At 66.4% G+C, this 14,920-nt stretch carries 12 protein-coding genes; 6 read left to right on the forward strand and 6 right to left on the reverse strand.

What is annotated here, in order from left to right; genetic code table 11:
- Positions 1-247: 247 nt before the first annotated feature.
- The 3 genes from aceE (at position 248) to lpdA (ending at position 6,560) form a co-directional block, all read left to right on the forward strand.
- Positions 248-2,956, forward strand: a complete 2,709-nt coding sequence (gene aceE / locus HMPREF9710_RS08880) for a pyruvate dehydrogenase (acetyl-transferring), homodimeric type (protein ID WP_005665688.1) — start codon at positions 248-250, stop codon at positions 2,954-2,956.
- A gap of 78 nt (positions 2,957-3,034) precedes the next feature.
- A complete protein-coding gene (aceF, locus tag HMPREF9710_RS08885) occupies positions 3,035-4,693 on the forward strand; it encodes a dihydrolipoyllysine-residue acetyltransferase (protein WP_005665689.1) in 1,659 nt (552 codons plus the stop codon).
- Between the two features lie 13 nt (positions 4,694-4,706).
- Positions 4,707-6,560 (forward strand): dihydrolipoyl dehydrogenase, encoded by a 1,854-nt coding sequence (gene lpdA, locus HMPREF9710_RS08890; RefSeq protein ID WP_005665690.1) that lies wholly within the window; start codon positions 4,707-4,709, stop codon positions 6,558-6,560.
- Positions 6,561-6,608: 48 nt separating this feature from the next.
- On the opposite strand, the gene HMPREF9710_RS08895 is transcribed toward lpdA, so the two are convergent.
- The 4 genes from HMPREF9710_RS08895 to HMPREF9710_RS08910 are packed head-to-tail and all read right to left on the reverse strand — an operon-like array spanning position 6,609 to position 10,414.
- On the reverse strand, positions 6,609-7,349 hold the full coding sequence (locus HMPREF9710_RS08895; RefSeq protein WP_005665691.1) for a LytR/AlgR family response regulator transcription factor: 741 nt from the start codon (positions 7,347-7,349) through the stop codon (positions 6,609-6,611).
- A gap of 20 nt (positions 7,350-7,369) precedes the next feature.
- A complete protein-coding gene (locus tag HMPREF9710_RS08900; protein ID WP_005665692.1) occupies positions 7,370-8,527 on the reverse strand; it encodes a sensor histidine kinase in 1,158 nt (385 codons plus the stop codon).
- Positions 8,524-9,996, reverse strand: a complete 1,473-nt coding sequence (locus HMPREF9710_RS08905; protein ID WP_005665693.1) for a carotenoid oxygenase family protein — start codon at positions 9,994-9,996, stop codon at positions 8,524-8,526. The genes HMPREF9710_RS08900 and HMPREF9710_RS08905 overlap by 4 nt, the downstream gene beginning before the upstream one ends.
- A gap of 7 nt (positions 9,997-10,003) precedes the next feature.
- Positions 10,004-10,414 carry a DUF2141 domain-containing protein gene (locus HMPREF9710_RS08910; RefSeq protein ID WP_005665694.1) on the reverse strand — a complete coding sequence of 137 codons (411 nt, stop codon included), beginning with the start codon at positions 10,412-10,414 and terminating at the stop codon, positions 10,004-10,006.
- A gap of 239 nt (positions 10,415-10,653) precedes the next feature.
- Here HMPREF9710_RS08910 and HMPREF9710_RS08915 point away from each other — a divergent pair, with 239 nt between their 5' ends.
- Complete coding sequence (locus HMPREF9710_RS08915) at positions 10,654-10,977, forward strand: hypothetical protein (RefSeq protein ID WP_005665696.1); 324 nt, start codon at positions 10,654-10,656, stop codon at positions 10,975-10,977.
- 69 nt (positions 10,978-11,046) lie between these two features.
- On the opposite strand, the gene HMPREF9710_RS08920 is transcribed toward HMPREF9710_RS08915, so the two are convergent.
- A complete protein-coding gene (locus HMPREF9710_RS08920) occupies positions 11,047-11,232 on the reverse strand; it encodes a hypothetical protein (protein WP_005665700.1) in 186 nt (61 codons plus the stop codon).
- 130 nt (positions 11,233-11,362) lie between these two features.
- The gene (locus HMPREF9710_RS08925; RefSeq protein ID WP_005665702.1) at positions 11,363-12,022 is read right to left on the reverse strand and encodes a TetR/AcrR family transcriptional regulator; all 660 of its coding nucleotides are present in this window, start codon (positions 12,020-12,022) and stop codon (positions 11,363-11,365) included.
- Between the two features lie 116 nt (positions 12,023-12,138).
- Between HMPREF9710_RS08925 and HMPREF9710_RS08930 the strand changes: the two genes are divergently transcribed.
- Both HMPREF9710_RS08930 and HMPREF9710_RS08935 read left to right on the forward strand, forming a co-directional pair.
- The gene (locus HMPREF9710_RS08930; protein ID WP_005665703.1) at positions 12,139-13,290 is read left to right on the forward strand and encodes an HlyD family secretion protein; all 1,152 of its coding nucleotides are present in this window, start codon (positions 12,139-12,141) and stop codon (positions 13,288-13,290) included.
- A gap of 9 nt (positions 13,291-13,299) precedes the next feature.
- Positions 13,300-14,916, forward strand: coding sequence for a DHA2 family efflux MFS transporter permease subunit (locus HMPREF9710_RS08935; RefSeq protein ID WP_005665704.1), 1,617 nt, complete (start codon positions 13,300-13,302; stop codon positions 14,914-14,916).
- Positions 14,917-14,920 lie beyond the last annotated feature (4 nt).

The raw sequence follows: 14,920 nt of genomic DNA on the forward strand, positions 1-14,920 counted from the left end.
TTTTGCCGCCGATCAGGCGCTCCGGTATACGATGTTCATTGATCGAAAATCCAATGTTTCTCTATGAAAATTGTGCACTTGCAGCATGGGATTTTATATTGTGAAATGCCATACCGTAATTTGAAAATGCCAAAATCCACTGGTAGAATCCATTGGTTTATCTAAAAAGATAGTCTGAAATTTCACCACTCGCCGCCAGCCTGCGCAGGGATCGGGTCGGGGCGCACCACTCTAGGAGACGCATGACATGTCAGCTCAACTCGACCAGTTGACCGCGCAAGCCGCCAATGATCCGGACGCGATCGAGACCAAGGAATGGCTCGATGCGCTGGAAGCGGTGATCGAACATGAAGGGACCGAGCGCGCCCATTACCTGATGGAGCGCCTGGTGGACCTGGCGCGCCGCCGTGGCGCCCACGTTCCGTTCTCGAGCAATACCGCCTACGTCAACACCATCCCGGCCCACCTGAACCAGAATTCGCCGGGCAATCTCGAATACGAAGAGCGCCTGCGCTCGTGGATGCGCTGGAACGCGATGGCGATGGTCGTCAAGGCCAACCGCGCCGACGGCGACCTGGGCGGCCACATCTCGTCCTTCGCCTCGCTGGCGAACATGCTGGGCACCGGCTTCAACCACTTCTGGCACGCCCCGACCGAAGACCACGGCGGCGACCTGCTGTACATCCAGGGCCACTCCTCGCCCGGCATCTACGCGCGCGCCTTCCTCGAAGGCCGCCTCTCCGAAGAGCAGCTGCTGAACTTCCGCCGCGAAGTCGACGGCAAGGGCCTGTCGTCGTACCCGCACCCGAAACTGATGCCGGACTTCTGGCAGTTCCCGACCGTGTCGATGGGCCTGGGCCCGCTGATGGCGATCTACCAGGCGCGCTTCCTGAAGTACCTGCACGCGCGCGGCATCGCCAAGACCGACAACCGCAAGGTCTGGGTCTTCTGCGGCGACGGCGAGATGGACGAGCCGGAATCGATGGGCGCGATCGGCATGGCCGCGCGCGAGCAGCTGGACAACCTGGTCATGGTCGTCAACTGCAATCTGCAGCGCCTGGACGGTCCGGTGCGCGGCAACGGCAAGATCATCCAGGAACTGGAAGCCGACTTCCGCGGCGCCGGCTGGAACGTCGTCAAGGTCATCTGGGGCTCGCAGTGGGATCCGCTGCTGTCGCAGGACAAGGAAGGCATCCTGCAGCGCGTGATGATGGAAACCGTCGACGGCGAATACCAGAACTACAAGGCCAAGGACGGCGCCTACGTGCGCAAGCACTTCTTCGGCAAGCATCCGAAGCTGCTCGAGATGGTCTCGAAGATGAGCGACGACGACATCTGGCGCCTGACCCGCGGCGGCCACGATCCGCACAAGATCTACGCCGCCTTCAAGAACGCGCAAGAAAACAAGGGTTCCCCGACCGTCCTGCTGGTCAAGACCGTCAAGGGCTTCGGCATGGGCAAGTCGGGCGAGGCGCGCAACACCGCGCACCAGACCAAGAAGCTGGACGACCAGGCGATCCGCGACATGCGCGACCGCTTCAATATCGCCATCCCCGACGACAAGCTGGCCGACATCCCGTTCTTCAAGCCGGCCGACGACGCGCCCGAGATGGTGTACCTGCACGAGCGCCGCAAGGCCCTGGGCGGCTACCTGCCGCAGCGCCGCGAGAAGGCCGACGAGCAGCTGACCGTGCCGAAGCTGGAATCGTTCAAGGGCGTGCTCGAGCCGACCCCTGAAGGCCGCGAGATCTCGACCACCCAGTCGTACGTGCGCGTGATCACCAGCCTGCTGAAGGACGAAAGCATCGGCCAGCGCATCGTGCCGATCCTGGTCGACGAATCGCGCACCTTCGGCATGGAAGGCCTGTTCCGCCAGATCGGCATCTTCAACCAGCAGGGCCAGTTGTACGAGCCGGTCGACCGCGACCAGGTGATGTACTACCGTGAAGACAAGGCAGGCCAGATCCTGCAAGAGGGCATCAACGAAGCGGGCGGCATGAGCTCGTGGATCGCGGCGGCGACTTCGTACTCGTCGAACAACCGCACGATGATCCCGTTCTACACCTTCTACTCGATGTTCGGCATGCAGCGCGTGGGCGACCTGGTCTGGCTGGCCGGCGACATCCGTGCGCGCGGCTTCCTGATGGGCGGCACCGCCGGCCGCACGACGCTGAACGGCGAAGGCCTGCAGCACGAAGATGGCCACAGCCACGTGATCGCCGCGACCGTGCCGAACTGCCTGCCGTATGACCCGACCTTCGGTCACGAAGTCGCCGTCATCATCCAGGACGGCCTGCGCCGCATGGTGGAAGAACAGGAAGACGTGTTCTACTACATCACCATCATGAACGAGAACTACTCGCATCCTGGCCTGAAGCCGGGCCAGGAAGAGGGCATCCTGAAGGGCATGTACCTGCTGCAGGAAGGCGCCGCGATCACTGGCGACAAACCTGCGCCGCGCGTGCAGCTGATCGGCTGCGGCACCATCCTGCGCGAGTCGATCTTCGCCGCCGAGCTGCTCAAGAACGACTGGGGCGTCGATGCGGACGTGTGGTCGGCGCCTTCGCTGACCCTGCTGGCGCGCGACGGCCAGGACGCCGAGCGCTGGAACATGGTCAACCCGGAACTGCCGCAGCGCGTGCCGTACGTGACTTCGCTGCTGCAGAACACCAGCGGCCCGATCGTCGCGACCACCGACTACATGCGCATGTTCGCCGAGCAGATCCGCGCCTTCATGCCGAAGGACCGCACCTATAAAGTGCTGGGCACCGACGGCTTCGGTCGCTCGGATTCGCGCGTCAAGCTGCGCGAGTTCTTCGAGGTGAACCGCTACTACGTCACGGTCGCCGCGCTGCGCGCCCTGGCCGACGAAGGCAAGATCGACCGCGCCATCGTGTCGCAGGCGATCGCCAAGTACGGCATCGACCAGAACAAGCCGAATCCGGTGACCCAGTAAATGCTCATGCAGGCCGTTTCTTCCTGTCGGAAGCGGCCTGCCTAGGCTAACTCGAATAAAAAATTTGGAGCTAACACTATGAGCGTTGTGGAAGTCAAAGTCCCCGATATCGGCGACTTCAAGGAAGTCGAAGTCATCGAACTGATGGTCAAGCCGGGCGACACCATCAAGGTCGACCAGTCGCTGGTGACCGTCGAGTCGGACAAGGCCAGCATGGAAATCCCGTCGAGCCATGCCGGCGTCGTGAAAGAGATCAAGGTGAAGGTCGGCGACAAGGTCGCCGAAGGTTCGCTGGTGCTGCTGCTCGAGGAAGCGGGCGGCGCCGCCGAAGCGCCTGCCGCCGCCGCTCCTGCGGCTGCTGAAAAACCGGCTGAAAAACCTGCCGAAGCGCCGGCCGCAGCCGCCCCAGCGGCATCCGGCGGCCCGGTCGACGTGACCGTGCCCGACATCGGCGACTTCAAGGAAGTCGAAGTCATCGAACTGATGGTCAAGGTCGGCGACACGATCAAGGTCGACCAGTCCCTGATCACGGTCGAGTCGGACAAGGCCAGCATGGAGATCCCGTCGAGCCATGCCGGCGTCGTGAAGGAACTGAAAGTGAAGGTCGGCGACAAGGTCGCCAAGGGCTCGCTGGTGCTGGTCGTGGAAGCGACCGGCGGCGCATCGGCTGCTCCTGCCGCCGCGCCCGCACCTGCCGCTGCTCCGGCAGCCGCACCTGCCGCTGCTCCAGCAGCTGCGCCAGCACCGGCGCCAGCGCCTGCCGCAGCACCTGCGCCAGCCGCCGCGCCGGGCGTCACCGGCTCGAAAGCCCACGCCTCGCCATCGATCCGCAAGTTCGCGCGCGAACTGGGCGTCGACCTGGGCCGCGTGCCGGGCACCGGTCCGAAGGGCCGCATCACCCAGCAGGACGTGCAGACGTTCGTGAAGGGCGTGATGTCCGCGCCGGCCGCCGCTGCGCCTGCGGCAGCGGGTGGCGGCGCCGGCATCGGCGGCATCAGCCTGTTGCCATGGCCGTCGCTCGACTTCTCGAAATTCGGTCCGACCGAAACCGTGCCGCTGTCGCGCATCAAGAAGATCTCGGGCCCGAACCTGCATCGCAACTGGGTCATGATCCCGCACGTGACGCACTTCGACGAAGCCGACGTGACCGACCTGGAACAGTTCCGCGTCGATTCGAACGCCGCGCTGGCCAAGCAGAAGTCCGCAGTCAAGCTGACCATGCTGGCCTTCGTGATCAAGGCGAGCGTCGCCGCGCTCAAGAAGTTCCCGCAATTTAACGCGTCGCTGTCGGAAGACGGCGCGGCCCTGATCACCAAGCAGTACTACAACATCGGCTTCGCGGCCGACACCCCAAATGGCCTGGTGGTGCCGGTCGTGAAGGATGCGGACAAGAAGACGATCTCGCAGATCGCCGTCGAAATGGGCGAGCTCTCGGGCCAGGCGCGCGAAGGCAAGCTGCCGCCGACCGCGATGCAGGGCGCGACCTTCACCATCTCGTCGCTGGGCGGCATCGGCGGCACCAACTTCACGCCGATCATCAACGCGCCGGAGCTGGCGATCCTGGGCCTGTCCAAGTCGGCGATGAAGCCGGTGTGGGACGGCTCGAGCTTCCAGCCGCGCCTGATGCTGCCGCTGTCGCTGTCGTACGACCACCGCGTGATCGACGGCGCCGGCGCCGCGCGCTTCGCCGCCTACCTGGCCGAAGTGCTGGCCGATATGCGCAAGACCCTTCTGTGATTGGAGCGCACTGATGAGCACTGTTGAAGTGAAAGTCCCGAACATCGGCGACTTCAAGGACGTCGAAGTGATCGAGCTGATGGTCAAGCCGGGCGACACGATCAAGGTCGACCAGTCCCTGGTCACCGTCGAATCGGACAAGGCCAGCATGGAGATCCCGTCGACCCACGCGGGCGTGGTCAAGGAAGTCAAGGTCAAGGTCGGCGACAAGATCAATGAAGGCGACCTGCTGCTGAGCATTGAAGAATCGGGCGCGGGCGCGCCTGCCGCCGACAAGTCGGCTGAAAAGCCGGCAGAAAAGCCGGCCGCGCAGATCGGTGCGCAAGCCGCGGCGCCGACCGCCGCCGCCGCGCCGACCGATTCGTATGCGCCGGCGCACCCGGCGCCGGCCGCCCAGCCGGGCGCCGCACCTGCGCCGAATGCGTCGAGCTACTCGGGCCAGGTCGACATCGAATGCGAGATGATGGTGCTGGGCGCCGGTCCTGGCGGCTATTCGGCCGCCTTCCGCGCCGCCGACCTCGGCATGAACACCGTGCTGGTCGAGAAGTACGCGACCCTGGGCGGCGTGTGCCTGAACGTCGGTTGCATTCCATCGAAGGCGCTGCTGCACGTGGCGCACATCATGGATGAAACCGCGCACATGGCCGACCTGGGCGTCTCGTTCGCCAAGCCGCAAGTCGACATCGACAAGCTGCGCGCGCACAAGGATGGCGTGATCAAGAAGATGACCGGCGGCCTGGCCTTCATGGCCAAGGCGCGCAAGGTCAATGTGGTGCAGGGCGTGGGCCAGTTCCTCTCCCCGAACCACATCGAAGTCACCGGTCCCGATGGCGGCAAGAAGGTCGTGGCCTTCAAGAAGGCGATCATCGCCGCCGGCTCGTCGGTGGTGAAGCTGCCGTTCGTGCCGGAAGATCCGCGCATCGTCGATTCCACCGGCGCGCTGGAACTGCGCCAGGTGCCGAAGAAGATGCTGGTCATCGGCGGCGGCATCATCGGCCTGGAAATGGCGACCGTCTATTCGTCGCTGGGTTCGCGCATCGACGTGGTCGAGATGATGGATGGCCTGATGCAGGGCGCCGACCGCGAGGCGGTCAAGGTCTGGCAGAAGTTCAATGCCCACCGCTTCGATAACATCATGCTGAAAACCAAAACCGTCGGCGTGGAAGCGCTGCCGGAAGGGATCAAGGTCACCTTCGAAGCGGCCGAAGCCGGCGCCACTTCGCCGGAACCGCAGCTGTACGACCTGGTGCTGGTGGCCGTGGGCCGCAGCCCGAACGGCAAGAAGATCTCTGCCGACAAGGCCGGCGTGACGGTGACCGACCGCGGCTTCATCCCGGTCGACGGCCAGATGCGCACCAATGTGCCGCACATCTTCGCCATCGGCGACCTGGTGGGCCAGCCGATGCTGGCGCACAAGGCGGTGCACGAGGCGCACGTGGCGGCCGAAGCAGCGCTCGACAAGAAGACCCACTTCGACGCCAAGGTGATCCCGTCGGTCGCGTACACCGATCCCGAAGTGGCATGGGTCGGCCTCACCGAGGACGAAGCCAAGCAGAAGGGCATCAAGGTCGAGAAGGGCCACTTCCCGTGGAACGCCAGCGGCCGCGCGGTCGCCAACGGCCGCGACGAAGGCTTCACCAAGCTGCTGTTCGATGCCGAGACCCACCGCATCGTCGGCGGCACCATCGTCGGCACCAATGCCGGCGACATGATCGGCGAGATCGCGCTGGCGATCGAGATGGGCGCGGACGGCGTGGACATCGGCAAGACCATCCACCCGCACCCGACCCTGGGCGAGTCGATCGGCATGGCGGCCGAAGCCTACGAAGGCGTCTGCACCGATTTGCCGCCGCCGAAGAAGCGTTGATCGCGGCAAGCGCATGACAGGGACGGGACCAGCGATGGTCCCGTTTTTTTACATCTGCCGGAACACGTCCATGTAGTTGCGGCTCACCACCAGCTGCTCATCGCGCCCCTTGAGCTTCACATGCAAGCGTCCGCGAAAATCGGTGCGCGTGCCCGCCACGTGGCGCGCCGCCACGATCACCCCACGGTGGATCTGCCAGAACTGTTGCGGGTCCAATTGCTCCTTTAACTGCCGCAGCGGCGTGCGGATCAGGCTTTCGCCATCCGGCAGGAATACGCTGGTGTACTTGTCGTTGCTCTGGAAATAGATCACTTCCTCGACCGCGATCAGGCGCGTTTCCTGGCCCGCCGCGGCGCGGATCCATTGCAGCGGTGCGGGCGCGGCCGGGGTGGCCGGAACGCCGGCCCCCAGCTGGCGCAGCAGCGCCTGCAGGGCGTCCGCCGGCAGCGCTGGCGCCGGCGCCGACAGCGCGGCGCGCAGTCGCTCGACGGTGCGCGCCAGCCGCTCCTGGCGTATCGGCTTCAGCAGATAATCGAAGGCCTCGTGCTCGAAGGCCTGGGCCGCGTAATGCTCGTGGGCGGTGGTGAACACCACGCGCGGCGCGTTGCCGCCGGCGCACAGCCGCGCGGCCAGGTCGATCCCGGTCAGGCCCGGCATCTGGATGTCCAGGAACGCCACCTGCGGCGCCAGCTCGTCGATCAGGCGCAGCGCTTCGATGCCGTTCGGGGCGCGCACGATCTCGAGCCCGGGCCAGGCTTCGCGCAGCTGGGTGGCGAGATAGTCGAGCAAATGGGGTTCGTCGTCGGCGATCAGGGCAAGGCAGCGGTCGATGATGTCACCTCGGTGTGGGAAAGGGGGAGCAGCAGGCGCGCGACCACGCCGCCGCCGGGATTGTCGAGCGGCTCCAGGCGCGCGCCCGGCCCATGCAGCTGGCGCACACGCTCGCGCAGATTGGACAGGCCGACGCCGCCGCCGGGACGCGGCGGCGCGGCCACCAGCCCGCGCCCGCTGTCGCGCACCTCGACCCGCAACACGCCGTCGTCGACGGCGGCGCGCAGCACGATCTCGCCGCCGTCCACCTTGGGTTCCAGTCCGTGCATGACGGCGTTCTCGACCAGCGGCTGGATCAGCATCGGCGCGATCGGCAGCGTGCGGCAGGCGTTGTCCGCTTCGATGCGCCAGCGCAGGCGCTGGCCCATGCGCACGCCCAGCACGTCGAGATAGTTTGCCGCCAGATCCAGTTCAGCCCCGAGCGTGGCGCTGCCGGCGCGGCTGGCGGCCAGGCTGGCGCGCAGGTAGTCGATGAAGCGCTCCAGCATGCGCCGCGCCTGGGCCGGCTGGGTATCGATCAGGCTGACCACATTGGCCAGCGTGTTGTACAGGAAGTGCGGCTCGATCTGGGCCTGCAGCGCGCGCAGCTGGGCCTCGGCCAGCAGCCGCGCCGTGGTCGCCATCTGCTCTTGCCGGCGCGCCTCCAGGGTCTGGCGTTCGATGCGGCGCTCGCCGGCGACCAGCACCATCAGGATGGCCACGCCGATCGCCAGGCCAAAGGCCAGCAGGGCCCCGAGCGCGTCGGCATTCAGGATGGGCATGGCGCCGCGCAGGATGGCGCCCGAGACGGCGATGCCGAAGGCGGCGCACAGCACGATCGCGGCCAGGTCGAGCAGGCGCGCATTCGTCCGGCTGGTGGTCGGCGGCACCACCTTCTCCAGCACCCGCAGCGCGCCATGAATGGGGAAGCCGACGCAGTGCGACGCCAGCAGGCTGTAGCCGAACAGCGTGAGGAACGACGCGCGCCAGTTGCCGAAGGTGGTCAACGCCAGCGAGATCCCGAGCGCGATCAGCGTATTCCACAGCGCGGTATAGAGCAGGTCGCGCGCGGCCGAGCGCGGCCAGCGCCGGAATACCGGGAACAGTTCCAGCGGGTGGCCGCGCCTGTGCGCGGAGGTCGGAGCGGATAGTTTCATGCTGTTAAGAAATTACCATGAAAGCAGTGCGGTGCGCGATAGGGAAGTCGCGCCAGCGCCACCGGCCCATCCTTGACGCCGGCGGCGTCGAACACCGTCATCACCGTGACGCCGGCGCGCAAGTCCTGGGCCACGCCGACCAGGTAGCCATCGAGCTCCGAGCGCGCGTTGCGGCGCGGGACCAGCACGTGTTCCTCGACCTGCCAGCCGGCGCCGAAGACGTAACCATCGACCTTGCCGGTGTCAAGATCGACCAGGTTGACGCTGTCGAGCCGCAGGTCGGGCGAGGCGCCGCTGGCGCCCAGCAGGGCGAGGCGGCGGTGGCGCGCCATCGCCACCTGCGGCATCACGCGCGGGAATTCGCTGGCGCCGAACAGGCGCTCGGTGCGCGCCTGGCCGCCGGCATAGTCGAGCGTGACCTGCACGGTGCGGCTGCGCGGCGGCGTATGCTCCCCGCGCATCACGCTGCCCACCCCGGCCAGCGCGTCGCCCTCGTGCAGCACCACGTCGAAGCGGGTGCAGTCGCCGTCTTCCCAGGCATTCCCGAAGTGGAACACCATCGTTGGCGGCAGTTCGAAGACCTGGCGCAGCGCCAGCGTGTCCTTGGCGATCACGATCACCCGCGCCGCACGTTCACTGTTCCAGACATGGCGGTCGGCGAAACTCAGGCGCGCATCGTTCCGCAGATCGTAGGGTGGCACGACGAAGATCAGGTGCTTTGCGCTCACCACGAAATCATGCACCATCGCCAGTTGCGGCACCGGCAGCAGGGCGGTGCGCAGCACCTGGCCCCGGGCGCCGATCTGGTACAGCGCCAGGCGGTTGGCGCCGGGCAGCGTGCCGAAGTTCCACATGCCGCCCTGCGGATCGAGCTTGGGGTGGGCCGAGAACGGCATCGCGCGCAGTTCGTCACTCCAGGTCTTGATGCCGCGCGTGGCCAGCGACTCCGGATCGAGTTCGGTCGCCGAGCCGCCTTCCCACAACGCATACAGCCGGCCGTCGAACGGCAGCAGATTGGTGTTGGCGGCGTTCATGGTGTCGTTGTCGCGCACGCCCCGGCGCGTCACGAGCGTGCCGAAGGCCGGATACAGGAACCGGCCGGCCGCGCTTTCTTCGACGTAGCGCTGGGTCTCGACGAAGCGGCCCCGGTGGCGCACCTTGCCGTCGGCCACGGTCCAGGCCTGGGCGAAGCCGTCGCCGTCGAACCAGTGGTGATAGCGTTCGCCTTTCATCTCGAAGCGGCCCGGCCCGTTGCGGTAGAAGGTGCCGCGCAGGTCGCGCGGCAGGCGGCCCCTGACGGCGGCGTCGCCTTCCTGGTTGCCGGCCTGGTTGGCGTAGACCGCCAGCGACGGGTCGCGCGCCAGGGCGGCGTGGAAGCGCTGGTGGGTGGCCTCGTCGGCGCGGACCGCCGGGGCGAGGGCGAGGGCGCCGAGTGCGGCGCCGGCATGCAAAAAGGAGCGGCGGTCCATGGCGGCCTCAGCGCACGGTGATGCGGATGGCGTTGCCGCCCTGCGGCAGGTCGATGCGGGCAGCCTCGAAGGCCGGCGGCCCCATATTGCCCAGCGCATCGTTGCTGAAGCCGGTCGCCTCGACCGGGATGCCCATCATGTTCTGGTCCAGCTTGCCGTTGTCGTTGGCGTCATGGTAGGCGGCGATGGCGTACTGGCCGGCGGCCAGGTCCTTGAGCGCGAAGGTGGCGCCGCCATCCCGGACGGGCGCGCTGGCGCTGTGCAGCGGGCGCTTGAGGAAGCGGTCGGCGCTGTCGAACAGGGCGATCTTCACGCTGCCGCCGTCGCCGCGCGCGCCGTCGACCTGGATCGACAGGTCGGCGGCGTGGCTGGCGGCGGCGCTGGACAGCAGGGCAGGCAGAAGGGCAAGGCGGTGCATGAAAGTCTCCGTTGAGTGGTCGATAGGGCCATTCTGGAAGAGCGAACCGCGCCCCGCCGCGGTTTGCGACGAGGCGGCGCCGGGCGGCGCGAAATGCACGGATACGGCGCGAATCGTCATCAAGAGAGAGCGCCACGTGCGCCGCTTGCCAGCGCCTGGCAAAAGCCTATGATGAGGGAGTACGGCGGGAAATGCGGCGGCAAGCCGACTTGCCGCGCCCGCGTTCAGAGGAGGGCAAGATGGACGAGCACTGCAACGAGTACGTCGGGACCGTCTACGTGTTACCGGAAACCCGCTGTTTCGAACTCCATACCACGGTCCACGGCGCGCCGGCGACCATCTGCGGCACGGTGTCCCAGCTGCTGGCCTCGCAGTTCAGCCAGTACGTGCCGGGCGCCATCGGCACCGTCGATCCGCAGCAGGTGGCGGTCCGGCCGCGCCGGGTCGAGGTGCTGACCCGCGAACTGCACGAGCGCCACCGGGCGCCGCGCAAGGTGCACCTGCTCACGCGCGTGCATGACGTGGAAGAGCAGGCCAGGCCGGTGCCCGTGTCGGCCGTCTGACGAGCACCATAAAAACGAAAATGCCGCCCGGCTTGCACCGGACGGCATTGTGTTGGAGGCGACTTTGCTTCAGCTAAAGCTGACGAAGCGCTCCGGGATATCGATCGTGCCGGCCTTGGCGGCGGCGGCATAGGACCGCATTTCAGCGATCACGGCTTCCATCTGGTCGGCGCCAGGGTTTTCGATAAAGTTTTTCATGCGTTCTTGCAGCGATGCCTGTTGATCACGCCATTCGTATCTGGACGACTTGCTCATGCTTTCTCCTCGCGGTCTCACCGCTGTTATTGATATTCACGACACCCTCTGTGAAGGCTTACAGAGTGCCACAAAAATGCCCGTTGTGTCCGTGCGATGCCGCACTTAGTCATCCAGCTCCCGTGATTATTTAACAGTTCTTCAGAACGCTGGCATAAAACAGCTCGAGACGCGCCGCCAGCTCGCGTCGCGCCTCCTCGCGCGTGGGTTTGGTGTCGGGGAACAAGAAGCGCCCGATCGGATCGCCACAGATGCAGCCGATCAGATGGATCGGCAGCAATTCCAGCGGCACCTCGTCGCGCAGCTGGCTGCGGATGTCCGGGCGCGAAAAGAAACGGTACAGCATCTCGCGCGTCAGGCGCGGCCCGCCCTCATAGAAAGCCTCCGCCAGTTCCGGATTGCTGGCGGCTTCGGCGATCACCACGCGCTGCATGGCCATCGTATCGGGGTCGACCAGCAGATCGTAGAAGTCGCGCGCGAAGTCGTCGACGATCGCGCGCAGCGGCCGGGTGTCGGCGTCCATGCTGTGTCCTGCAAACAGGCGTTCGCGCCGTGAGGCGAGCACGGCCTTGAGCAGGCCGGCCTTGCCGCCGAACTTCACATAGATCGTGCGCACCGCCACCCGCGCCTCGCGGGCGATGGCTTCCAGGCTGACCTTGGTATAGCCATGGCGCAGGATGAGGCAGCCCGCGGCCTCGATCAATTCCTGGGTGCGGGCCTCGACTTCCGACGCCTTCGGGCGGCCGGCGGATTTGACGGTCGCCGGGGTTTCACTCTGTGCTTTGCTCATGGCAAGGACTCTAGTGCAAACCAAAATGAAACGCAACCGTTTCATTTCTTGACTTCCCCGTGTTGCTGGCAAATAATGCGATGAATTCATTTCATTTCATTTTCCGGAGCTTTTCCATGGCAGAGATGCACAGCACGGCAGGGCAGGCGCCCGCGGCACAGACCCCAGCGGGCGCGGCGCCAGGCAGCGGGCCCGGCAAGAGCGGGCCCAACAAGCGCGTGCTGGTCGTGGTCGGCCTGATCGCGCTGGCCGCGATCGGCGCCGGCGGACGCATGTGGTACCGCAGCCATCACTTCGTCGAGACCGAAAATGCCTATGTCACCGGGCGCGTGCACCAGGTGTCGTCGCGCGTGGCCGGCGTGGTCACCAAGGTCCTGGTGGACGACAACCAGCTGGTGAAGGCGGGCGACACGATCGCCGAGCTGGATCCGGTCGACCACGCCGTGCGTGTCGAGCAGATCGAAGCCCAGATCGCCAGCATGCAGCAGCAGCTCAAGCAGGCCGAGGCGCAGATCGAGCAGGTGCGCGCCCAGGCCGCCGGCGCTAGCGCCCAGGTCAAGCAGTCCCAGGCCCAGTTGCTGCGGGCGCGCCAGGACGCCGAACGCTTCGGCCAGCTGTACAACGAGACCATGAAGGCGGTCTCGAAGGCCGAGGTGGATGCCTCGAACGCCGCGCGCGACGCCGCCGTGGCCGACCTGGCCGCGCGCCGCGACAACGCCGCCGCGGCGCAAGCCCAGATCGGCGCTGCCGAGGCGGGCCGCGACGTGCTCAAGGCGCAGGTCAAGGTATTGCAGGCGCAGTGGAAGGAAGCGCAGCAGCAGCTGGCCTACAACCGCATCGTGGCGCCGGTGGACGGCCGCGTCGGCCGCCGCAGCGTCGAAGTCGGCGCCCGCGTGCAGCCGGGCCAGGCGATGCTGGCCGTGGTCGAGGACAACGTCTGGGTGGTCGCCAACTTCAAGGAAACCCAGCTCGCCGGCCTGGCGCCGGGACAGATGGTCAATCTCGAGGTCGACGCGCTGCCCGAGCATCACCTGGTGGGCCGCGTGGACAGCTTCGCCCCGGCCTCGGGCAACCAGTTCGCGCTGCTGCCGGCCGATAACGCGACCGGCAACTTCACCAAGATCGTGCAGCGCGTGCCGGTCAAGATCACGCTCGACCCGCAGGACGTGAAAAAATACGCCGGCCGCCTGGTGCCCGGCATGTCGGTGGTGGCCGAGGTCGAACTGGGCCAGGACGTCAAGCCGACCCAGACCGCCGCCGCGCACTAAGCGCTTGCCATGACGACCCTGAGCAAACCCGCCGCAGCCGGCCCGACATCGGGGGCAGTCCCCGGCGCGCCTGCGAATGGCGCCGCGGTCGACCTGCGCACCTGGATCGCGATCGCCGCCGGCATGCTGGGCGCCTTCATGGCGGTGCTCGACATCCAGATCACCAACTCTTCGCTGCGCGACATCCTCGGCACCCTGTCGGCCACGCAGGAAGAAGGCTCATGGATCTCGACCGCCTACCTGTGCGCCGAGATCGTCGTGATCCCGCTGACGGCGCTGTTCACGCGCGCCTTCGGCGTGCGCAACTACATGATCGGCACCACCGCGCTGTTCCTGGTGTTCTCGACCCTGTGCGGCGCGGCCTGGAGCCTGGAGAGCATGATCGTGTTCCGCATGCTGCAGGGCTTCACCGGCGGCGCGCTGATCCCGATGGCGATGACCCTGGTGATGACCCTGCTGCCGCCGTCGAAGCGCGCCACCGGCATGGCCATCTTCGGCCTGACCGCGACCCTGGCGCCGGCCATGGGCCCGACCCTGGGCGGCTACCTGTCGGAGCTGTATGGCTGGCCGTCGATCTTCTACATCAACTGGGTGCCGGGCGTGCTGCTCATCGCCGGCATGGCCTGGGGCCTGAATCCCGAGAAGGCCAACCTCAGGACGCTGGTGAAGGCCGACTGGCTCGGCATCGCGCTGATGGCGATGGGCCTGGCCTGCCTGACGATCTTCCTGGAAGAAGGCAATTCGAAGGACTGGTTCGATTCGAGCTTCATCGTGACCTTCGCCGCGCTCTCGCTCACGGGCCTCCTGGGCTGGGTGGCGCTGAGCTTCTCGAAGCCGGAACCGTTCGTCAACCTGCGCCTCTACGGCCAGCGTAATTTTTTGGTGGCGACCACGCTGTCGGCGGTGATCGGCATGGGCCTGTATGGCTCCTCTTATCTGTTGCCGCTGTACCTGGGCCAGATTGCCGGCTATACGCCGATGCAGATCGGCGAAGTGATCGCCTGGGTCGGCCTGCCCCAATTGCTGGTGATGCCGTTCGCGGCCAAATTGTCCTCGAAAGTGGACAACCGCATCCTGTGCAGCTTCGGCCTGTTCATGTTCGGCATCTCGTGCATCATGAATTCGTTCATGGACGCCACCACCGGCTACGACCAGCTGATGTGGACGCAAGTCGTGCGCGCCATCGGCCAGCCGTTCGTGATGCTGACCCTGTCGAACTTCGCGATGTCCGGCCTGTCGCCGCGCGACATGGGATCGGCCTCGAGCCTGTTCAACATGACCCGCAACCTGGGCGGCTCGATCGGCATCGCGCTCCTGGCGACCTCGCTCACCAACCGCGAACACTTCCACTCGGCGCGCCTGGGCGAAGCGGTCTCCAGCTATGCGCCCGCGACCCAGGAACGCCTCGATGTGCTGACCCAGGGCTTCATCGCCAAGGGCATCGATCCCGCCAGCGCCGCCGATCAGGCGCTCGCCGTGGTCGACCGCCTGGTGCGGCGCGAAGCCTATGTGATGGCCTATAACGACGGCTTCTGGATCATCGGCATGATCCTGCTCGGCTGCATCGCGGCGATCTGGATGGCCGACAAGGTCAAGTCGCCTGGCGGTGGTGGCGGTGGCCACTGATATT

This window comes from Massilia timonae CCUG 45783 (genome assembly GCF_000315425.1).
GTDB classification, from domain to species: domain Bacteria; phylum Pseudomonadota; class Gammaproteobacteria; order Burkholderiales; family Burkholderiaceae_D; genus Telluria; species Telluria timonae.